A 20248-nucleotide genomic window follows, 5' to 3' on the forward strand; every position below is an offset into this window, starting at 1 on the left:
GTCGAAGGCCGTCCGGGCGGCGCGGACGGCCCGGTCGACGTCGGCGGCGCCGCAGGCGGTGACCTCGGTGAGGACCTTGCCGGTGGCGGGGTCGGTGGTGGCGAGGACCGCGCCGGAGGCGGCGGGGCGGAAGCCGCCGTCGATGAAGGCCCGGGTCTCGAAACGCAGCGCGGCGGCGCGGGCCTGCCAGTCGCTGCGGGTGGGGGTGGTCACGGTCTACCTCCGAGGGGGCCGGTGACGGGAGTGCCGGTACGGCGGGCAGGGCCGGGGCCGGCTGCCGAAGTTCTTTGAATCGAAAGTCAAACAATGGCGGTCGAGGCTGTCAACAACAGGAGCGTTACGAGCGTGTCGACCTTGACGACTGTGACAGAATTCGGGCCATGGCGAGACCACGGAACCAGAGCGCGCGCCGCGAGGCGCTGATCGAGGCGGCCGGCCGGGCGATCTCCGAGCGCGGCCTGGCCGGGCTGCGGATCAAGGACATCGCGGCCGAGGCCGGCGTCTCCGCCGGATCGGTCCTCTACTACTACCCGGAGCTCGACGACCTGGTGTTCGAGGTGCACCGGGACGCGGTGGAGCGCTACGCCCACGGCCGCAGCACCGCCACCGACGGCATCGCCGACCCGGCCGAACGGCTCCGCACGGCGGTGGAGTCGGGCCTGCCGGCCGGCCCCGACGACCCGACCCACCGCCTGCTGTACGAGCTGCACAGCCTCGCCGACCGCAGCAGCGCGCACGCCGCCCTGATGGGATCGCTCTTCGCCCGCGAAGTCGCGCTCTACACAATGATCCTCGAACTGGGCCGTGCGACCGGCGACTTCACCCTGACCGAGGCCGTCGGCGACACCGCCCGCAATCTCGTCGCGCTGGAGGACGGCTACGGCCTGCACATCGACAGCCGCAACACCGCCGTGGACCGCGCCACCGCACTGCGGCTGATCCTCGGCCACGCCCGGGCCGTCACGGGCTGCCCCCGGATCTGACCGCCCCGGCGGGCCCGGGCCCGCCGCCCGCGAGCAGCCGGGCGCGCTGCACCGGATCGGCGGCCGCGTCGGCGGCGGTCAGCGCCAGCAGCGCCGCACCGTCCAGCACGGCCCGGTCCGCCTCCGCGCTGGCGCAGTGCGCCGCGAACTCCTTCTGGTGGTTGACCGCCGGGAAGGAGCCGATGCCCAGGTAGGGGTGGATGGCGGGCAGCACCCGGGAGACGTTGCCGAGGTCGGTGGAGGCCCGGTTCATCCGGGCCGCCGGATCGCCCGGCGGCGCGAAGCGCCGGCCGAGCGCCAGGGCGTTGCGCCGGTAGAGGCCCAGCAGGTCCGCGTCGTTGCGGAACTCCGCGTACGGCCGGCTCTCCGGCTCCACGCCCAGCTCGCAGTCGGCGGCCAGCGCACCGGCGCGGAAGCAGGCCTCGACCCGGTCCTGCACCCCGGCCAGCTCCTCCAGGGAGCCCGCCCGGACGTACCACCGGCCCTCGGTCCGCTCCGGGATCGCGTTCGGCGCCTCGCCGCCGCGGGTGACCAGGCCGTGCACCCGGACGGTCGGCGGCAGCTGCTGGCGCAGCAGGCCGATCGCGACCTGGGCGACGGTGAGGGCGTCGGCGGCGTTGCGGCCGAGCTCCGGGTAGGCGGCGGCGTGCGCGGCCCGCCCCCGGTAGCCGACCTTGAGGTGGGCGACGGCGAAGGCGTCCGCCTCGGCCACGTCCACCGGGCCCGGATGGACCATCATGACCGCGTGCACGCCGTCGAAGGCGCCGCGCTCCAGCATCAGGATCTTGCCGCCGCCGCCCTCCTCGGCCGGGGTGCCGAGGACGGTGACGGTCAGGCCCAGCCGGTCGGCCACCGGCGCGAGTCCGGCGGCCGCGCCGACCGCGGCGGCCGCGATGACGTTGTGCCCGCAGGCGTGCCCGAGGCCGGGCAGGGCGTCGTACTCGGCACAGAGGGCGATGTGCAGCGGACCGGAGCCGAGGGTGGCGCGGAATGCCGTCGGCAGCCCGCAGACGCCCTCGGTGACCCGGTAGCCGAGCGCCGCCAGGGCGGCGGCCGTCCGGGCCGCGGACCTGACCTCCTGCCAGGCCGGCTCGGGGTCGGCGTGCAGCGCGTGGCTGAGCGTCAGCAGCTCCCCGCCGGCCGCCGCCACCGCGGCGCTGATCGCGGCGCGGACGTCCGCCGGGGCCGCCCCCGGTGCGTCGCCCGCAACGTCGGCGGTGCTCATGCGTCCCCCGGAACGCCGAAGGCCGGGGCGGCCGCGGGGTCCAGCGCGCGGCGGACGTAGTCCTCCTGCTGCGGCTCCCAGATCCGCCAGAGCACGTCCAGCTCGGCCACCGGGTCGCGCTCCGACCAGTCGACCCGCAGGTCGACGACCGGCCAGGGCACGGCGCCGGCGACCAGCAGCCCGGCCGCGTGCAGCGGGCCCGCCTCGCCGCCGGCGTGCACGCCCGCGGTGAGCGCGTCCATCAGCCGCTGTGCCAGCGGGCGGTGCGGCCACGCCTCGAAGGCGTCCAGCATGGCCTGCGGGACGCCCGGGCCGGCGAGCAGGTTGCCGGCGGCGACCGCGTCCGGGCCGAGCGCCTGGGCGTGGGTGCCGAGCGCCCGGTCGCCGGAGTGCGCGCCCGCCCGACCGCCGTTGCCGATCGCGGTCAACTGCCGCCAGCGGCCCAGCTCCCCGCCCTCCTCGGCGGTGCGGCGGACGGCCTCGCCGGCCGGCACTCCGGCCGCGAGCAGGTCCAGCAGGTGCGGCCCGAGCCGCGGGTCGGTGACGTTCTGCGAGCAGGCCGCGCCGACCCCCGGCCGGACGTGCGCGCAGCGGGCGGCGACCGCCGGGCTGGAGGAGGCCAGCGCCACGCCGAACTGTCCGGTGCGCCGGCAGCGGCCCGCGACGGAGAAGGTCATCGGGCCCGCTCCGCCCGCAGCCGGGCCGCCTCGGCCCGCCGTCCGGCCGGGATGACCGCGGTGGCGTCGATCTCCACCAGCCACTCGGGGCGGGCCAGGGCGGAGACCACCAGACCGGTGGAGACGTAGTGGACGCCGCGGAGCCGACGCCCCATCACCCGGTAGACCGGCTCGCGGAAGCGGATGTCGGTGAGGTAGACGGTGATCTTGACGATCTCGTCCACGGCGCTGCCGCACTCCGCGAGCAGCAGCTCGATGTTGGCCATCGCCCGCTCGGCCTGCGCCTCGACGTCGCCGATGCCGACGCTCTCGCGGGTGTCCAGGTCCTGGCCGATCTGACCGCGCAGGTAGACCGTGCCGTCGGCGACCACGGCCTGGGCGAGGTCGTTGGCGAGGCTCTGCTCGGGGTAGGTGTCCTTGGTGTTGAACGTCCGGATCCGCTCGTGGGCGGCCGGGGCCCGGGTCTGCGCGGTGGTCTGCGCGGTGGTCTGCGCGGTGGCGGCGGCGGTCACTTGGTCCTCCCGAGGGAGCCGAGCACGCGGTCGGACAGGCCGGCGGCGTCCTTGACGAGGTCGAGCGGGCCGTCCCAGTCGAAGCTGCGGTAGACGGCCGACAGGTGGGCGAACGGCGGGGACTGGGCGAACAGCTGGAAGGTCAGCCGGTGCCCGGCGTAGTCGGAGTTGAGCAGGTCGCGGGCGTAGGCGAGGAGCTTGCGGCGGTCCTCGGCGACCCAGTGCTCGTTGATCGAGTAGAACTTCTCCAGCCAGGGCGCCGTCTCGGGGTGCTCGAAGGAGGCCTTGTCCGGGGTGATGCAGATCTGGCCGCCGCACAGCTCGCGGGCGATGTGCATCATCTCGTGCAGCTGCGAGCAGGCCAGCACCCGGCCGCTGTAGAGCAGCGACTGGTTGGGCATCAGCAGGCCGCCGGGGCTGGGCTCGGCGTGGGCGATCGCCGCGGTCAGGTGGGCGTTGATGCCCTCGCGGTAGCAGGCCAGCGCGGCGAGCTTCTCCTGGACGGCCTGCTGGCGCTCCAGGCCGGTCTGCTTCACGTTCCAGAGTGCCGCACCGATCATCAGATCGGCCAGCCGCAGGTTGCGCTGGGTGAAGGCGTACGCGCTGTAGCGGTGCAGGGTTGCCCGGATGAAGGTGGCGGCCTCGGTGTTGCGGTAGAAGAGGACGTTCTCCCACGGGATCTCGACGTCGTCGAAGACCACCAGGGTGTCGACCTCGTCGAAGCGGTTGGCCAGCGGGTAGTCCTCCGCCGGGGCGCGCCCGGCGAAGCCGGTGCGGCAGATGTACCGCAGCCCGGGCGCCCCCATGTCGAGCATGAAGCCGAGGGCGTAGTCGGAGAGTTCGCTGTCGCCCCAGTTGGCGATGGTGGGCTTGGTGAAGGCCTGGTTGGAGTAGGCGGCGGCGGTCTCGTACTTGGCGCCGCGCACCACGATGCCGCGGTCGGTCTCCCGGACGACGTGCAGCAGCATGTCCGGGTCCTGGTCCTGCGGGCGCTTGGACCGGTCGCCCTTGGGGTCGGTGTTGGCCGAGACGTGGAACGGGTCCTCGAAGCAGGCGCGCTCGATGTGGCGCTTGACGTTCTCGCTGAAGGCGGGGTTGATCGCGTCCAGCACGTCCTGGCCGTCGATCAGCGACCAGACCTCGCCGATCGTCTCGTCGCCGACCCGGGTGACCACCCCTCCGACGTCGGTGAGCACGGCGTCGGTGGCGGCCCGCTTGGCCTCCCAGTCCGCGCGGCTGGTCGGCGGCTTCTGCTGGACGGCGTTGAGCTCGCCGGTGTCGGGGTCGGCGTAGGTCATGACGGCGGCGGTGGCCGGGTCGTGGGCCATGTCGTAGATCCGGGCGCGGATGTCGACGAGCGGCTTGAAGGCGGGGTGGACGGTGACGTCGGCGACCTCCTCGCCGTTGATCCAGATGCGGCGCCCGTCGCGGACGGACTCGCGGTACTGCTCACCGGTGCGGATCATCGGGCGGTCTCCTCGTTCACGGTGGCGGACCCGGGGGCGGTGGCCCCGGGCGGGGTGATGGGCCGGTGGGCGCCGTAGGCGCGGGCGTGGTAGAGCAGCGGTGCACCGGATCCCGGGGTGCTGGCCACCGCGTGGCCGAGCAGCACCCGGTGGGTGCCCTGGGCGGTGTCCCGCTCCAGGACGCACTCGAAGGCGGCGGCGGCCTGCGCGAGCACCGGGGCCCCCGTCCGGCCGGTCTCCCAGTCGGCGCAGCCGAAGTCGTAGGGGCGGCCGGCGGCGGATCGGCCGGCGAAGCTGTCGGCGACGTGGGCCTGGCCGGTGTCCAGCACGTTGACGGAGAACACGCCGTTGCGCCGGACCGCCTCGATCAGGGGGCTGCGCTCGTTGACGCAGACCAGCAGCGAGGGCGGATCGGCGGAGACCGAGCACATCGCGCTGACCGTCTGCGCGCAGCGGCCGCCGGGCCCGTCGGTGGCGACGACGGTGACGCCGGTGGCGGCGTTCCCCATGGCCGCCACGAACCGGTCGCGCTGGTCGGTCCCGGCGGGGCGGTGGTCCTGGACGAGGGTCATGACGCCCTCCTTCTGGGCTGGTGGAGCGGTACGGGGTGGTGGGGGGGTACGGCGGTCGGATGCCGTGTCCTCACTATGGGTCGGGCGGCTGCCATCGGTAAAACAGTTCTTTTGTGGTGGTGTCATCGATAAAATCGATCGTCCGCACCGCCCACCGGGAGACCCCGTGACCGAGACCGCCGGCTACACGCTGGTCCAGCTCCGCTACTTCGTCGCCGTGGCCGAGGCCGGCAGCATGACCGCCGCCGCCGAGCGGCTGGTGGTGGCCCAGTCCGGGATCTCGCACGCGATCGCCAATCTGGAGCGCGAGCTGCGGCTGCAGCTGTTCCTGCGCCGCAAGGCCAAGGCGCTGACCCTGACGCCCGCCGGCGAGCACCTGCTGGGCCGCGCCCGTGCGCTGCTCGCCCAGGCCGACCAGCTGGCCGAGGAGGCCCGCGGCGGCGGTGAGCTCACCGGCCCGGTGACGCTGGGCTGCTTCGTCACGCTGGCGCCGTTCCACCTGCCGCCGCTGCTGGAGTCCGCCGAGCGCCGCCATCCGGGCATCGAGCTCACCGTGGTGGAGGGCGAGGCCGCCGAGCTGGACGCGGCACTGCGGGCCGGGCGGATCGAGTTCGCCCTCGGCTACGACCTCGGCTTCGGCCCGGACACCGTGCTGGAGCCGCTCGCGTCGCTGCCGCCGTACGCGCTGGTCGCCGCGGACCACCCGATGGCCGGCCGGCCGCAGGCCGATCTGGCGGAGCTCGCCGAGGAGCCGCTGGTGCTGCTGGACCTGCCGCACAGCCGGGAGTACTTCCTCGGCCTGGTCCGGGCCGCGGGCGGGCGGCCCCGGGTGCGCCACCGGGCGCAGAGCTACGAGACCGTCAGATCACTGGTCGCCCGCGGCCTGGGCTTCGCCCTGCTGAACCAGCTGCCCGCCACCGCCGACACCTACGGCGGGGGCCGGGTCCGCGCGCTGCCGCTCGGCCCGGGCCACCGGACGCTGGAGCTGGTCATCGCCCGGCCCGCGGGGCTGCGCCCGTGCGCCCGGGCCCGGGCGGTGATCGACCTGCTGCGGACGGCGGCCGGGGCCGGCCCGGCACCCCTTACGGACCGCTGACGGTCCGCCACGTCCGGCCCGCCCGGCCGCGACGGCGCACTAGCGTCGCAGGCATGGAGATTCTGCTCACCGGGGGTGCCGGGTTCATCGGGTCGGCCGTGGCGCGGCGGCTCGCGTCGCAGGGGCACGGGGTGCGGGTGCTGGACGCGCTGCTGCCCGCCGTGCACCCGGGCGGGCGGCCGCCCGAGCTGCCCGCGGGCACCGCCTTCGTGCACGGCGACGTCCGGGACCCGGCCGTCCTGGGGCGGGCGCTGGACGGGGTGGACGCGGTCTGCCACCAGGCGGCGATGGTCGGCCTCGGCCTGGACCTGGACGACGCACCCGCGTACGTGGGCTGCAACGACCTGGGCACCGCCGTGCTGCTGGCCGCGATGGCCCGCGCCGGGGTGCGCGACCTGGTGCTGGCCGGGTCGATGGTGGTGTACGGCGAGGGCCGCTACCGCTGCGCGCTGCACGGCGCGGTGGCGCCGGGGCCGCGGCTGGTCGCCGACCTGGACGCGGGGCGCTTCGAGCCGCCCTGCCCGCGCTGCGGCGCGCCGCTCGCCCCGGAACTCGTCCGGGAGGACGCACCGGTCGACCCTCGGAACGTGTACGCCGCGAGCAAGGTGGCGCAGGAGCACCTGGCCTCGGCGTGGGCGCGGGCCTGCGGCGGGCGGGTGCTGACGCTGCGCTACCACAACGTCTACGGCCCGGGGATGCCGCGCGACACCCCGTACGCGGGCGTGGCGTCGCTGTTCCGCTCGGCGCTGGCGCGCGGCGAGGCGCCGCGGGTCTTCGAGGACGGCGGGCAGCGCCGCGACTTCGTGCACGTGGACGACGTGGCCGGGGCGAACGCCGCCGCGCTGGCCGCGGTGCGCGACCGGCCCGAGGGCAGCTTCCGGGCGTACAACACCGGCAGCGGCGAGGTGCACACGGTCGGCGAGATGGCCGGGGCACTGGCCCGGGCGTACGGCGGCCCGGCCCCGCTGGTCACCGGGGAGTACCGGCTCGGGGACGTCCGGCACGTCACGGCGGACTCCGCGCGGCTCCGTGCCGAGCTGGGCTGGCGGCCCGCGGTGGCGTTCGAGGCCGGGATGGCCGAGTTCGCGGCGGCGCCGCAGCGGGACTCATGCGATCGGGCCGGGCGCGGGGGCCGGGTCGGGCGGCCGGGCGCGACCGGGCGGGGCCGTGCGGGGAACGGCGTTCGCCCAGGTGGCGGTGGGAGGTGCGGTACGCCGTGCGCACCCCGGTCGGGTCGTCCGATAGTCGGACCAACCCACCCGTCCCGAGGAGGACGTATGCAAGCCCCCTTCCGCCGCACGCTGCTGACCGTCGGCACCGCCGCCTCGATCGCCGCCGCCGGCCAGCTCGCGCTGGCGCCGTCGGCCTCGGCGGCCACCCTCATCGGCATCAACACCGCCGCTATCGACGCGAAGATCCCGAGCCGCGCCCGCGTCGAGGTCACCTACCTGTGCGACGTGCCGGACGGCGAGCACACGCTCAACGTCTCGGTGGAGCAGACCGACCCCGAGGACTCCGCGGCCGTCTCGTTCGGCACCACCCGGGTCGCGCCGGACAGCATCCTCTGCGACGGCCTGCTGCACACCCAGACCGTGGTCGTGCAGTCGAAGACCTACAACTGGCTGCCGGACGTCCCGGCCGTGGTGGTGACCGCGCTGTCGGACATCGGCTCGGCACCGCCGGCCAGCGCGGACGCCAAGAAGCTGGTGCTGGAGGTCGCACCGGCGAGCTGACCCGGTGCAACGGCGCGGCGGTGCGCGCGGCCCGGCGGGCCGCCGGAGGTCAGCCTCCCACCGCCGCACCGGCCGGCAGCGCGATCTCGAAGCAGCAGCCGCCGGCCACGTTGCGGACGGTCGCCCGCCCGGCGTGCGCCTCGACGATGCCGCGGACGATGGCCAGCCCCAGCCCCGCCCCGGTGTCGCCGTGGTGCGGCCCGGCCACCGTCCGTACCCCGGCCGGCCGCGGGGTGCGGGCCGCGCCGCCCCGCCAGCCGGTCTCGAAGACCCGCGGCAGGTCCGGCTCCGGGATGCCGCCGCAGCCGTCCGTGACGGAGACCAGCACCTCGTCCGCCTCGCGGCGGGCGGCGACCGCCACCACGCCGTCCTCCGGTGTGCAGCGGATCGCGTTGACCAGCAGGTTCGCCAGCACCCTGGTGATCTCGCGGCCGTCCACGTCGACCGGCTCCGGAGCGACCCGGCCGCCCTCCAGGCGCACCCCGCGTTCGATCGCCAGCGGCGAGGCGCCCGCGATCGCGTCGCCCACCAGGTCGTACACCGACACCCGGGACGGCGACAGGGTGAGCGCGCCGGCCTGGATCCGGGACAGCTCGAACAGGTCGTCGACCATCCCGGTCAGCCGGTCCACCTCGGTGCGGATCCGTACCAGGTAGCGGGCCGGGTCCTCGGCAACGCCGTCCTCCAGTGCCTCGGCCATCGCGCGCAGCCCGGCGAGCGGGGTCCGCAGGTCGTGCGAGATCCAGGCGATCAGCTCCCGGCGGGAGTGCTCCAGGGCCTGCTCGCGCTGGCGGGACTCGGCGAGCCGGGCGCTGGTCGCGGCCAGTTCCGCACTGAGCTGGGCGAGTTCGCTGCCGAGCGGCTGCGCCGGGGCGGCGAAGCCGGTGTCGGAGCCCACGGTGCGCGCCGCTGCGGCCAGCGCCCGGCTGCCCGCGACCACCTGACGGCCCAGCAGCGCCGCGGTGACCAGCGACACCACGGCGGCCATGCACGTCACCGTGATCACCACGCCGAGGTCGTGGTCGGACAGGAACATCGCCTGGGCCACCGACACCGTCCCGGCGGTCATCGCGAGCACCGCCACCGCGGCCACCGCGAACAGCGACAGCGCGACCGAGCGGCGGCGCAGCAGCCGCACCACGGGCCAGCCGAGCAGGCCGGCAGCGCCGGCGCCCAGCGCGGCGAACGCGGCGATCAGCAGAAGGTCCTTCACGGCGGTCAGTCCTCCACCGGGTCGAAGCGGTAGCCGACGCCCCAGACGGTGCTGATCAGGCGCGGCGCGGCCGGGTCGTCCTCGATCTTCTCGCGGAGCCGGCGGACATGGACGGTGACGGTCGACAGGTCCCCGAACTCCCAGCCCCAGACGCGCTGCATCAGCGCCTCCCGGCCGAACACCGTGCCGGGGTGCCGCAGGAAGAACGCCAGCAGGTCGAACTCCCGCAGGGTCAGGGCGAGTTCGCGTCCCGACCGGCTGGCCCGGCGGCCCTGCGGGTCGAGCGTCAGGTCACCGGCCGACAACAGCCCGGGAGCGGCGGCGCCCGCACCCCCGCCGGCCCGGCGCAGCACCGACTGGACGCGGAGCACCAGTTCGCGCGGGCTGAACGGCTTGGTCACGTAGTCGTCCGCGCCCAGCTCCAGGCCGAGGATCCGGTCGGCCTCGTCGCCCTTGGCGGTGAGCATCACCACCGGCAGGTCGGCGCCGTGCTCGGTGGCGCGCAGCCGTCGGCACACCTCCAGGCCGTCCAGGCCGGGCAGCATGAGGTCGAGGACGACGAGGTCGGGCCGGGCCTCGTCGGCCGCGGCCAGGGCCCGGTGGCCGTCGCCGGCCCGGTCGACCAGGTAGCCGGCCCGCTGCAGGTAGCCGGCCACGACCTCGGCGACGGTCGGGTCGTCGTCGACCACGAGGATCCGCCCGGGCGGTGGGGTGTGCGTCACGCCTACGAGGATAGGAAACCGGGAGGCGGCGGCGGGCCCGCGGCCCGGGTCCGTCCGACATCCGTAAGATCCGCGGGCAGCCGGCGCGCGCCCGCTGCGCCGTACGACTTCCGTAAGGCCGTGGGGCGGTCGGCGGGGCCGCCGGCGTGGGTAGCGTCCTCGGCGTGACCGAACCCCCCGCCACCGCGCCCGCCGCCGTCGATGTCGTACTGCCCTGCCTGGACGAGGCCGCGGCGCTGCCCTGGGTGCTGGAGCGCATCCCGGCCGGCTGGCGGGCGATCGTGGTCGACAACGGCTCCACCGACGACTCGGCCGCGATCGCCCGCGGCCTGGGCGCCACCGTGGTCGACGAGCCCCGCCGCGGCTTCGGCGCGGCCTGCCACGCCGGGCTGCTCGCCGCCACGGCCGCCACCGTCTGCTTCCTGGACTGCGACGCCTCGCTCGACCCGCGGCAGCTGCCGCGGGTGGTCGATCCGGTGCTGGACGGCACCGCCGACCTGGTGCTGGGCCGCCGGCGGCCCACCGAGCGCGGAGCCTGGCCGCTGCACGCGCGGCTCGCCAACGCGGAACTCGCCCGCCGGCTGCGGGCCCGCACCGGTGCACCGCTGCACGACCTCGGGCCGATGCGGGCCGCCCGGCGGGAGCGGCTGCTGGCGCTGGGCCTGGGCGACCGGCGCTCCGGCTACCCGCTGGAGATGGTGCTCGCGGCGCACACGGCCGGGCTGCGGATCGCCGAGGTCCCGGTGGACTACCGCCCGCGGGCGGGCCGGTCCAAGGTGACCGGGACGGTCCGCGGGGTACGGCAGGCCGTCCGGGACATGCGGGCGGTGCTGGCCGCGCCGCCGCCCACCCTGCTGGTGATCGCCAAGGCGCCGGTGCCGGGCCGGGTGAAGACCCGGCTCACCCCGGCGCTCACGCCCGGGCAGGCGGCGGAGCTCGCCGCGGCGGCGCTCGCCGACACTCTGGAGACGCTGTCGGCCGTTCCGGCCGGCCGGCGGCTGCTGGTGCTGGACGGCGCTCCCGGGCCGTGGCTTCCGCCGGGCGGGGAGGTGGTGCCGCAGGTCGCGGGCGGTCTGGACGTGCGGCTGGCGGCGGCCTTCGCCGAGGCCGCCCCGGCCGCACCGGCGCTGCTGGTCGGCATGGACACCCCGCAGCTGGCCGCCCGGACGGTCGCCGAGCCGCTCGCCCCGGCCCGCCGTACCGGCGTCGACGCCTGGCTGGGGCCGGCGGCAGACGGCGGGTTCTGGGCGCTCGGCCTGGCCCGGCCGACGCCGGCACTGGCCCGCCGGCTGCTGCTCGGGCTGCCGATGTCGACCGACCGGACGGGTGCGGTACTGGCCGCCCGGCTCGCCGACGCCGGCCTCGCGGTCGAACGGCTGCCGCAGCTGCGCGACGTGGACGAGGTCGCGGACGCGGCCGAGGCGGCCGCGCTGGCGCCGCACGGACGGTTCGCCGCCTGCTGGCGCACGGTCGGCTCCCGGGTCGGGGCGGCCCGCTGATGCCGGTGCTGCCGTGGGTGGACGACCCGTTCGCGGAGGCCATGCGGACGGGCAGTGGCCCGCTCTGGCTGCGGCGCTCGGACGGCGGCCGGGTCGAGCTGGAGGTGGAGCGCTGGTGCGCGCCGGCCGGGGGCGCCGACCTCCCGCTGCTGCGCCGCTGCCTGTTGGCCGGGCAGCCGGTGCTCGACATCGGCTGTGGTCCGGGCCGGCTGGTCACCGAGCTGCTGGCGCTCGGCGTGCCGGCCCTGGGCGTGGACGTGACCCGGGCCGCGGTGGCCCGCACCGCCGGGATGGGCGGTGCGGCGCTGTGCCGGTCGGTCTTCGAACGGGTGCCCGGCGAGGGCCGCTGGGGCACCGCGCTGCTGGCCGACGGGAACCTCGGGATCGGCGGCGACCCGGACGCGCTGCTCCGCCGGACGGCCCAACTCCTCGCGCCCGGCGGCACGCTGCTGGTCGAGGTCGAGCCCGCGGAGGTCGACGAGCGGCTCACCGTCCGGGTCGAGGGGCCGGACGGCCGGTCGGGGCCGGAGTTCGCCTGGGCCCGGCTCGGCGCCGCCGCGACCGCACGGCGGGCGGCGGCCCAGGGCCTCGCCGAGGCGGACCGTTGGTCCTCGCACGGGCGGCGGTTCCTGGCGCTCACCCGGCGCTGAGCGCCGCGGCCCCGCGCGCGGTCATCCCCGGGGTGCGGTCATCCCCGGGGTGCGGTCACTCCCAAGGGGCGCCGCTGTCCAGCCAGTCGCCGGGGATCCGCTCGCGCAGCTCGTCCAGCGCCTTGGGGGCACGGGCCCGCGCGTACACCAGGTCGCCGCCGTCCACCCGCAGCAGGACGTCCTCGCCGGCGTACCAGCGGCTGGCGTCGCCGGGCCCCGCACCGTCCGGGTAGTCGGGGAACGGCAGGCCGTCGTAGTGCCGCTCCAGGGCGTCGCGGCCCTCCTCGTCCAGGGCGTCCAGGTAGTCACAGCGGCCCTCGGGGGCGTGCAGCGACTCGGAGAGGACCAGTTCCAGCAGGGCGATCGAGAGCCGGTCCAGCCAGGGCTCCCACGCTTCGGCCTGCTTGTCCGCGAGGTCGGCGCGGACGAGCACGGCCGGGTCGGGGCGGTGGAGTTCGGCGAGCGGGATGCCCCAGGCGCAGGCGCCCTGGTTCTCGTGGCGGAACACCAGGACCTCGCCGCGGTCGTCCAGGTGGAGGTCGGCTGGCCCGTGCAGCGCGTCGTGGTTGCTCGTCAGGTCGGGGCGCCGGCCGAACAGCGCGTACGCCTCACGCAGCGCCGCCGGGAGCCGCAGGCCGAGCCGCTCCTCGGCCGCCGCCAGCTCGGCCTCGTCCCAGCCGTCGCCGTCCTCGATCGGGGCGACCCAGTGCAGGGCGAAGTCCTGGACGAACCACCAGGCGGCGGCGCGGTCCTCGAGACCTGCGGCGAGCCCCTCGACGAGGTCGAAACCTTGTGTCATGCGGACGACCCTACCGGTCGGTCCGCAACGCCCCGGCGTGCAGGGGCCGGTGACGCCGCGGCGCACCGCGCGGCCATCACCGGCCGCATGCCGCGCGGGCGGGCGCGTCCGGCGACCCACCGGCCCGACGAGCGGTGGCTCGTCCCCGGCCACGGCCCGGGTTCCCGCCCTCGGCCTCACCTGTGGGCGCCTCCCGAGTTGCCGGGCGGGCGGGCCCGTGTCGTGATTGCTGACGAAACGATCGGGCCGGCGGCGCTCCGGACGCACCGATTCCGAACCGGGTGTGAAGCTCGCACGATCGGGCGCGCTCACCGAGGACGAGCGGTGCCGTGCACGGGGGCACGCGAGACGCGCCGGTTCCCGTACCGACGGCCGGAGGACAGTGATGGCGAAGCAGGCTGCTCCGGCTGTGGGCGCACGAAGTGCCGCACCGAGGATCGCGTTCGCGCTGGGGCTGGTGCTGTTCGCGCAGGCGCTGCTCGCGCTGAGCCTGGTCAGCGCCCAGCAGCTGCTCGTGCCGCGGAACATGCCCTTCGGTGTGACCGGGCCGCCGTCGCCCGTGGTCGCCGAAGTGGCATCGAAGGTGGGACTGGACCTGACCTCGTACAAGGACCAGTCGGCATTGCTGGCCGCCGCCGACCGGGGCGAGCTGTACGGCGGGTACGTCAGCGGCGGTACGACCGACACGGCGATCGTCGTCCCGGCGAAGAGCTTCTTCGCCCAGACCGAGCTGGAGCCGGCTTTCGTGGCGGCGGCGCACAAGCTCGGCCGGCCGGTGACCGTGCAGACGGTCAAGCCACTCGCCTCCACCGATCCGGTCGGCGCAGTGGGGTCGCTCCTGTTGCTGCCGCTGCTGATCGGCGGGTACCTGACTGCCATGCTGGTCTACAAAGCGGCCCACGGCACCGCCGCCGCGCCGTGGCGCGCGGCCATCCTGGCCGGATACGCACTGGTCGGCGCGCTGCTGACCGACCTGATCGCCGGGCTGGGGATCGGCGCGTACTCCAGCAGCCATTTCTGGCCGTTGCTGCCGTGCTTCTGGCTCGTCACCTCGGCGGTGGCACTGGCCGCTGCCGCGCTGCAGGCCCTGGTGGGCAAGATGGGCACCCTGCTCGTGGCAGTGCTCTTCATCGTCATCGGCGGCCCACCCGCAGGAGGGCTCGGCACGTACCTGCTGCCGGTCTACTGGCGCAACATCGGGGTGATCTTCCCGCCGCAGAGCGCGATCACCCTGATCAACCACGTGCTCTACTTCGGTGGGAGTGACATCTCCACCCCGCTGATCGTCCTCTTCCTCTACGCCCTGGCGGGCACGGCCGTCATCGCCTGGTACGGCCGCATCCGCCCGGCCAGGGCGGCGGCCCGGGCCGCCGGGACGGCCGCACCGGCGGACCCCGCGGCGAGCCCGCCCGACAGCCGGCGCGCCCTGATCGGAATCCTCGCAGCGCTGGGCATCTGCGCCGTCATGCAGTGCCTGTTCGCCACCACCTACATGAGCGCCTCGCACGCCCCCAAGGCCACCAACCTGCCGTTCGGCACCGTCGGTACCTCCCCCGTCCTGGCCGCGGCGGAGAAGAACATCTCCCTGAAGGTCACCTCGTACCCGACCGAGGCCGCGGCCAAGACCGCGATGGACGAGGCCCGGGTCTTCGGCGCACTGGTCACCTCGGGCGCCTCGAACACCCTGATCGTGGTGCCGTCCATGAGCGACCTGGCACCACTCGACCTCGCGGTGAGGTTCGAGGACGCGGCCAGGGCCACCGGCCAGACCCTGACGGTGCAGCAGTACGCGCCGACGCCACTGGCGGCCAAAGACCCCTTCGGCCTGGTCCAGGCACTCATGCTGGTCCCCCTGCTCATCGGCGGATACATGAGCTCGACCCTGCTCATGGCCGCGACCGGCCGAGCGGCCGGCCGCTGGCGCGCCGCGCAGCTGGCCGGATTCGCCGTCGTGAGCGGCCTCGTCATCGATCTGATCGTCTGCTACTGGCTGCAGGGGTTTCCCAGCAGCAAGTTCTGGATCGTCTGGCCCATCTGCTCGCTGATCGTCGCCGTGGTCGCCTTCGTCGCCGCGATCCTGCAGAAGCTGCTCGGGCCGGTGGGCACCCTTCTGACGATCATCGTGATGATCCTCTTCGGCAACCCGTCCTCCGGCGGCGCGAGCGGAGTGCCGTACCTGCCCGCCTTCTGGCGTGACATCGGCCCCTACCTTCCACCGCGCAACGGCTACATCCTGCTGCACCACACGATCTACTTCGACGGCCACGGAACGGGCCAGGCGCTGACCACCCTGCTCATCTACCTGGGCATCACCGCCACCGTCCTCATCGTGCTCGACCTGCGCCGCCCCGAGGCCGCGGTACCGGCCGACGCCACCGAAGCCGCGGCCATGGCCGTCCCGATCGGAGCCACGCCGTAACCGAGCCCCTGCCCCTGAACCCTGAGCCGGCGGCCCGGCACGTTCGAGACGTCCACGCGTGAGCACCGGCGTGCCCCGCCACCGGAGCGCGGAACCCGGTGGCGGGGCGGGCGACCCGTCCGGCAGGATCGGCCGCATGGACGACGACTGGACCATCCTCTACCACGTCACCGAGTCACCCGAACTTCCGCGCCTGCGGCTGGTGTTCGCCGTTTGACTGCGTGACCGGGGGATGGACTGGTGTCCGTTCCGGCCGGAGGACGTGCGGATCGACCTGAACTGCACCCGGCGCCCCGACCCCGACGGGCAGTGGCGCAGCCACCGGACGGTGCGGGTGCGCGCCGAGGCGCTGCGCCGGCTGGGACTGCATCCGGACCGACCGGGCTGCGTCCCGGAGCGGACGGCACCCGACTGGTGGGGCCCGTGGGTCGGCGACCGACGGTGGCAGGTCCCACGTGCGGCGGTCGCGGCGGCCCGGGCGGCCGCGCGCCCGGCTCGCCCGGCCCGTCCGACGGCTCCGGCGACTCCGGCGACTCCGGTCGGCGGTCCGGGTGGCGGGGCGGGCGGGTCAGCCGGGGAGCTCCCCCGCGCCGGCGAGGACGGGGGCGAGCAGGTCGCCGTGCTCGGCGATCCGGGCGAGGACCTGCTCGGGGGTGAAGGCCAGCTCGGCGGCTGAGCCGCACCCCTCGACCTCGGCCCAGCTCAGCGGGGTGGAGACGCCGGGGACGGCGGTGGCGCGCAGGGTGTACGGGGCGGCGGTGGTCTTGGCGGTGCTGTTCTGCGACCAGTCGACGAACACCTTGCCGCGCCGCAGGTTCTTCGCCATCCGGTGCACCACCAGCGCCGGGTGGGCGGCGGCGAGCCGCTCCGCCAGGGTGCGGGCGTAGTCGACCACGGCGGCGGCGTCGGTGGGCCGCAGCGGCACGTACAGGTGCAGGCCCTTGCTGCCGGAGGTCTTGGGGTGGACGGACAGGCCGTCGGCCTCCAGCCGTTCGCGGATCAGCAGGGCGACCCGGCAGCAGAGCGTGACGTCGGCGCCGGGCCCGGGGTCGAGGTCGATGACCAGCCGGTCGTGGGCGGCGGCGCCGGTGTCGGCGCTCCACTGCGGGACGTGCAGCTCCAGCGCGTAGCCGTTGGCGAGTGCCATCAGGGTGGCGAGGTCGTCGACCGTGACGCGCTCCTTGGGCCCTTCGTGGCTGTCGACGACCATGGTGCGGACCCAGTCGGGCAGCCCCGGGGGCGGGTTCTTGGCGAAGAAGCCCTCCTCCCCCACCCCGGAGGGGAAGCGCAGCAGGGTGGCCGGCCGCCGCCGCAGGTGCGGCAGCATCGCGGGCGCCGCCCGGGCGTAGTAGTAGAGCGCCTCGCCCTTCGTCCAGCCGGTGGCCGGCCAGAGGACCTTGCCGAGGTGGGAGAGGACCAGGCGGCGGCCCTCGACTTCCGTGACCTGTCGCTCCGGCATACCGTGGTAAATCCCCATGAAAGGGACAGGTCATGCCACAGGTCACCTGGAAAGGCGTCATCACGTTCGGGCTGGTCAGCGTACCCGTGCAGCTGTATGCCGCCACCGAGGAGCACAGCGGCCCGGCGCTGCACCAGGTGCATGCGAAGGACGGGGCGCGGATCCGCCAGAAGCGCTTCTGCGAGGCGGAGGGCGTCGAGGTGCCCTACAGCGAGGTGGCCAAGGGCTACGAGAGCCCGGACGGCCGGCGGGTGGTGCTGGAGGACGACGACCTGGCGCAGCTGCCGCTGCCCAGCAAGAAGATCATCGACGTGCTGGCGTTCCTGCCGGCCGACGCCATCGACCCGCTGATGTACTCCAAGGCGTACTACGTGGCCACCGCCGACAAGGCGCCCGCCAAGCCGTACGTGCTGCTGCGCGACGCCCTGGTGGACAGCGGGCAGATCGCGGTCACCAAGGTGGCGATGCGCACCCGGGAGTCGCTGGCGGTGCTGCGGGTGCACGGCGACGCGCTGGTGCTGCAGACCTGCCTGTGGCCGGACGAGGTGCGGTCGGCGGAGGGGATCGCGCCGGACGAGTCGGTCACGGTGCGTCCCCAGGAGCTGAAGATGGCCCGGTCGCTGATGGACACCCTCTCCGAGGACTTCGACCTGTCGGCGCTGCACGACGAGTACCAGGCCGCCCTGGAGGGGGTCATCGAGGCCAAGCTCGCCGGGGCCGAGGTCCCGCACGGTGAGGAGGAGCCGGCCGAGGCCGGCGGCGACAACGTGATCGATCTGATGTCGGTGCTGCGCAGCAGCGTCAAGGCGGCCCGCAGCAGCCACGGCGGCCGCTCCGGGCACGCCGACGAGGCGGCGGACGAGGCGGCCGAGGAGCCTGCGGAGGCCGCCGCGGAGGAGGAGCCGGCCCCGGCGAAGAAGGCCGCCGTGCGCAAGGCCCCGGCCAAGAAGGCCGCCGCCAAGAAGACCGCGGCGAAGAAGGCCCCCGCGAAGAAGACCGCCGCCAAGAAGACCGCGGCCTCGCGCCGCGCCTCCTGACCCGAGCGGCCCCGGACGGCCCGGCCGTCCCCGGACGGACGGACCGTCAGGGGGACGGCTCCGCACCGACGGGGCGCAGCAGCCGACGGAAGAGCAGGCCGGTGAGGACCACGGCGGCGGCCGCGCCGTAGCATGCCTGCTGGTGATGGCCGCCGAGCAGGTAGAGGGCCTCGCCGGCGGCCGGGACGGCCAGCCACTCCCAGCGGCCGTCCAGCCCGACCAGCGCGACCACCAGCAGCGCGTACCAGGGGTAGCCGGGGGCGGCCAGCAGCAGGGCGGTGCCGGTGACCGCCAGCGCGCCGCGCCAGGGCCGGTCGGGGTCGCCGCGGCGGAGCACCAGGAGCACGACCGCGAGCAGCACCAGCGCCGCGCCGTACGGGGCCGCGGACTCGGGCAGCAGCAGCCTCGGCAGGCCGAAGCGGGCGGGGCGGCCGCTCTGGTAGCCCTCCTCGTGGAGGTAGCCGGGGAGGTAGCCGAGGACGGCGGTGCCGGCGCCCAGGACGTACGGCAGGTAGGCGAGCAGGAAGGCCGCGGCCGCCGCGGCCGGCAGCACCAGGTCGCGGGCCCGGGGGCGGCGGGCCAGCACCCCGGAGAGCGCGCCGGGCAGGGCGAGCCCGGGCAGCAGTTTGACGGCGGTGGCGGCGCCGAGCAGGGCCCCGGCGGCGGCGCTCCGGGCCGTGGCGGCGCGTCCCGTGGCGGTGCGGGCGCGGACGGCGGTGAGCAGGGCGGCGGTCATCAGCAGGGCGCCGAGGGTGTCGATGTGCGCGTCGTTGACGGCCCAGACGGTGATGCCGGGGAACCAGCCCCAGAGCGCCGCCCGGGCCGGCCGGCCCCGGGTGAGCAGCAGCGCGGTGGTGGCCACCGCCAGCAGCGCGCCGCCGAGCTGGGCGGTCCGCACACCGCCGCCGGCCGCTGCCAGGGTGCGGAACCAGCCCTCGGCGACCGGCGGGTAGATGGTGTGCACGGCCGGCCGGTTGAGCCGGCTGCAGGTGCCGTCGGCGGTCCGCCGCTCGTCCCAGCCGGTGCACGGCCCGGTCGGCGGGAAGAGGTCCGGCGAGGCGGCGCGCAGCCCGGCCAGCGCGGGGTCGTCGGGGGCGTAGCGGTACGGGGAGATCCCCGCGGCCTGCACCCGGCCGTCCCAGACGTAGCGGTAGGCGTCGTCGCTGGTCCGCGGCGGTGCGAGCAGCCCGACGGCGGCGACGGCGAGGGACCCGGCCAGCACCAGCGCGCGGCGGCGGTGCGCCGGGGTGTGCCGCAGCAGGGCCACCGCCGCCGCGAACAGCGCCAGGTCGGCGAAGTACCAGCCGTACAGCGGGTGCGGGTCGCCGAGGGTGCCGCCACCGGTGACCGTCGCGGCGAGGGCGCCCACCAGGGCGGTGAGCGCCGCGGGGGCGGCGAGGGCGCGGGCGGCGGCCCGGGGCGGGACGGGCGGGGCCGCGGTCGTGGCGGCGGTGGAGCTGGGCACGTCGGCCACCCTGCCACCGGCGGCGGGCCCGCGGCGGCTCCGGCGGGGCGGCGTTCGGATTCCGTAAGCAGGTCGGAGCGGTGGGGGGGGGCCGGGGGGGGCCCGGGGGGCCCCCCCGGGCCCCCCGACCGGCCGTCAGCCTCCCGACCGGCCGTCAGCCGCAGTGCACGGCCCGGTTGCCGAGCGAGGCCGCGGTGGTCGCGGTCACCCCGCCCCAGGTGATGCTGCCGTACCCGGTGATGCAGGCGCCCGCGGCGGCCACCCGGACCGGTCCGGCGTACATGGTGAAGTTCCCCGCGTCGGTGCTGGTCGTCCCGGCGACGGTGGTGCAGCTCGGGGCGGGCCCGGGGTTGCTGCACCGGCTGATGGTCGCCTTCACGGCCGAGGCGGTGCCGTAGCCGCTCGCGGAGGTCTTGATGGTGGCGGCGCAGTTCTTGCCGCTGCTGTTGTCGAAGAACAGGTAGTAGTAGCCGAGGACGGCGCCCGTGCCGGTGGCCACCGGGTAGCTCCCGACCAGCCCGCCGCTGCACCCGTAGGCGGCGGCCGCGGTGGAGGGCGACGCGGGCGGGCGGCCCGGGGCGGGGGTGGCCGGGCCCTGGGTCGGGCCGACGGACGGGGTCCCGGTCGCCCCGGCGGGTGCGCCGGGGCCGGTCGCGGGGGTGGTGCCGGTCGGCTGCGCGCCGGGGCCCGCCGACGGGGCGGTCCCCGACCCCGGCGGCGC

The 20248-nt window shown here is 75.7% G+C and carries 19 protein-coding genes and 2 pseudogenes; 9 read left to right on the top strand and 12 right to left on the bottom strand.

Going from position 1 to position 20248, the window contains the following annotated elements; genetic code table 11:
* Positions 1-213 (bottom strand): aldehyde dehydrogenase family protein (locus ACFV0G_RS14595; RefSeq protein WP_380546495.1); only part of this gene is annotated, 213 nt, incomplete at its 3' end.
* Between the two features lie 167 nt (positions 214-380).
* On the opposite strand from ACFV0G_RS14595, the gene ACFV0G_RS14600 reads away from it, so the two are divergent.
* Entirely contained in the window at positions 381-983 is a 603-nt protein-coding gene (locus ACFV0G_RS14600; RefSeq protein ID WP_380546497.1) for a TetR/AcrR family transcriptional regulator, read from the top strand.
* Here the strand turns inward: ACFV0G_RS14600 and ACFV0G_RS14605 are convergent.
* Genes ACFV0G_RS14605 through ACFV0G_RS14625 form a run of 5 tightly spaced genes read right to left on the bottom strand, consistent with a single transcriptional unit; the run spans position 961 to position 5435 of the window.
* Positions 961-2208, bottom strand: a complete 1248-nt coding sequence (locus tag ACFV0G_RS14605; protein ID WP_380546499.1) for an amidohydrolase — start codon at positions 2206-2208, stop codon at positions 961-963. The two genes, ACFV0G_RS14600 and ACFV0G_RS14605, sit on opposite strands and share 23 nt — an antisense overlap.
* A complete protein-coding gene (locus ACFV0G_RS14610; protein WP_380546501.1) occupies positions 2205-2885 on the bottom strand; it encodes a DUF1028 domain-containing protein in 681 nt (226 codons plus the stop codon). Before ACFV0G_RS14610 ends, ACFV0G_RS14605 begins: the two co-directional genes overlap by 4 nt.
* Positions 2882-3397: a RidA family protein gene (locus tag ACFV0G_RS14615; protein WP_380546503.1), complete on the bottom strand. Its 516-nt coding sequence runs from the start codon at positions 3395-3397 to the stop codon at positions 2882-2884. The genes ACFV0G_RS14610 and ACFV0G_RS14615 overlap by 4 nt, the downstream gene beginning before the upstream one ends.
* Positions 3394-4863 carry a 4-hydroxyphenylacetate 3-hydroxylase family protein gene (locus tag ACFV0G_RS14620; protein ID WP_380546505.1) on the bottom strand — a complete coding sequence of 490 codons (1470 nt, stop codon included), beginning with the start codon at positions 4861-4863 and terminating at the stop codon, positions 3394-3396. Before ACFV0G_RS14620 ends, ACFV0G_RS14615 begins: the two co-directional genes overlap by 4 nt.
* Positions 4860-5435: a flavin reductase family protein gene (locus tag ACFV0G_RS14625; protein ID WP_380546507.1), complete on the bottom strand. Its 576-nt coding sequence runs from the start codon at positions 5433-5435 to the stop codon at positions 4860-4862. Before ACFV0G_RS14625 ends, ACFV0G_RS14620 begins: the two co-directional genes overlap by 4 nt.
* Before the next feature lie 166 nt (positions 5436-5601).
* Here ACFV0G_RS14625 and ACFV0G_RS14630 point away from each other — a divergent pair, with 166 nt between their 5' ends.
* Positions 5602-6531 carry a LysR substrate-binding domain-containing protein gene (locus ACFV0G_RS14630; RefSeq protein WP_380546509.1) on the top strand — a complete coding sequence of 310 codons (930 nt, stop codon included), beginning with the start codon at positions 5602-5604 and terminating at the stop codon, positions 6529-6531.
* A 53-nt stretch (positions 6532-6584) separates the two neighbouring features.
* A pseudogene (locus tag ACFV0G_RS14635) lies at positions 6585-7641 on the top strand (NAD-dependent epimerase/dehydratase family protein); the annotation flags it as partial.
* 672 nt (positions 7642-8313) lie between these two features.
* On the opposite strand, the gene ACFV0G_RS14640 reads toward ACFV0G_RS14635, so the two are convergent.
* Together ACFV0G_RS14640 and ACFV0G_RS14645 are read right to left on the bottom strand one after the other, a co-directional pair.
* Positions 8314-9477 carry a sensor histidine kinase gene (locus ACFV0G_RS14640; protein ID WP_380546511.1) on the bottom strand — a complete coding sequence of 388 codons (1164 nt, stop codon included), beginning with the start codon at positions 9475-9477 and terminating at the stop codon, positions 8314-8316.
* 5 nt (positions 9478-9482) lie between these two features.
* Positions 9483-10172: a response regulator transcription factor gene (locus tag ACFV0G_RS14645; protein ID WP_380546529.1), complete on the bottom strand. Its 690-nt coding sequence runs from the start codon at positions 10170-10172 to the stop codon at positions 9483-9485.
* Between the two features lie 173 nt (positions 10173-10345).
* On the opposite strand from ACFV0G_RS14645, the pseudogene ACFV0G_RS14650 reads away from it, so the two are divergent.
* The 3 genes and pseudogenes from ACFV0G_RS14650 to ACFV0G_RS14660 all read left to right on the top strand — a co-directional run.
* Positions 10346-11071: pseudogene (locus tag ACFV0G_RS14650) on the top strand (glycosyltransferase family 2 protein); the annotation flags it as partial.
* Between the two features lie 180 nt (positions 11072-11251).
* Entirely contained in the window at positions 11252-11698 is a 447-nt protein-coding gene (locus ACFV0G_RS14655) for a DUF2064 domain-containing protein (RefSeq protein WP_380546531.1), read from the top strand.
* Positions 11698-12348: a class I SAM-dependent methyltransferase gene (locus tag ACFV0G_RS14660; protein ID WP_380546513.1), complete on the top strand. Its 651-nt coding sequence runs from the start codon at positions 11698-11700 to the stop codon at positions 12346-12348. Before ACFV0G_RS14655 ends, ACFV0G_RS14660 begins: the two co-directional genes overlap by 1 nt.
* A 55-nt stretch (positions 12349-12403) precedes the next feature.
* Here ACFV0G_RS14660 and ACFV0G_RS14665 read toward each other — a convergent pair whose 3' ends face one another.
* Complete coding sequence (locus ACFV0G_RS14665; protein WP_380546515.1) at positions 12404-13147, bottom strand: SMI1/KNR4 family protein; 744 nt, start codon at positions 13145-13147, stop codon at positions 12404-12406.
* Between the two features lie 409 nt (positions 13148-13556).
* Between ACFV0G_RS14665 and ACFV0G_RS14670 the strand changes: the two genes are divergently transcribed.
* Positions 13557-15566, top strand: a complete 2010-nt coding sequence (locus ACFV0G_RS14670) for a hypothetical protein (protein WP_380546517.1) — start codon at positions 13557-13559, stop codon at positions 15564-15566.
* Positions 15567-15624: 58 nt separating this feature from the next.
* Entirely contained in the window at positions 15625-15783 is a 159-nt protein-coding gene (locus tag ACFV0G_RS14675; protein ID WP_380546519.1) for a hypothetical protein, read from the top strand.
* 351 nt (positions 15784-16134) lie between these two features.
* Here the strand turns inward: ACFV0G_RS14675 and ligD are convergent, their stop codons facing one another.
* The gene (ligD, locus tag ACFV0G_RS14680) at positions 16135-17025 is read right to left on the bottom strand and encodes a non-homologous end-joining DNA ligase (RefSeq protein ID WP_380546521.1); all 891 of its coding nucleotides are present in this window, start codon (positions 17023-17025) and stop codon (positions 16135-16137) included.
* Positions 17026-17057: 32 nt separating this feature from the next.
* Between ligD and ACFV0G_RS14685 the strand changes: the two genes are divergently transcribed.
* Positions 17058-18062, top strand: coding sequence for a Ku protein (locus ACFV0G_RS14685; RefSeq protein ID WP_380546523.1), 1005 nt, complete (start codon positions 17058-17060; stop codon positions 18060-18062).
* 46 nt (positions 18063-18108) lie between these two features.
* On the opposite strand, the gene ACFV0G_RS14690 is transcribed toward ACFV0G_RS14685, so the two are convergent.
* Both ACFV0G_RS14690 and ACFV0G_RS14695 read right to left on the bottom strand, forming a co-directional pair.
* Positions 18109-19527 carry a hypothetical protein gene (locus ACFV0G_RS14690; protein ID WP_380546525.1) on the bottom strand — a complete coding sequence of 473 codons (1419 nt, stop codon included), beginning with the start codon at positions 19525-19527 and terminating at the stop codon, positions 18109-18111.
* Positions 19528-19681: 154 nt separating this feature from the next.
* On the bottom strand, positions 19682-20248 hold a 567-nt coding region (locus ACFV0G_RS14695; protein WP_380546527.1), incomplete at its 5' end, for a hypothetical protein.

This window comes from Kitasatospora sp. NPDC059571 (genome assembly GCF_042735675.1).
Classification (GTDB): Bacteria; Actinomycetota; Actinomycetes; order Streptomycetales; family Streptomycetaceae; genus Kitasatospora.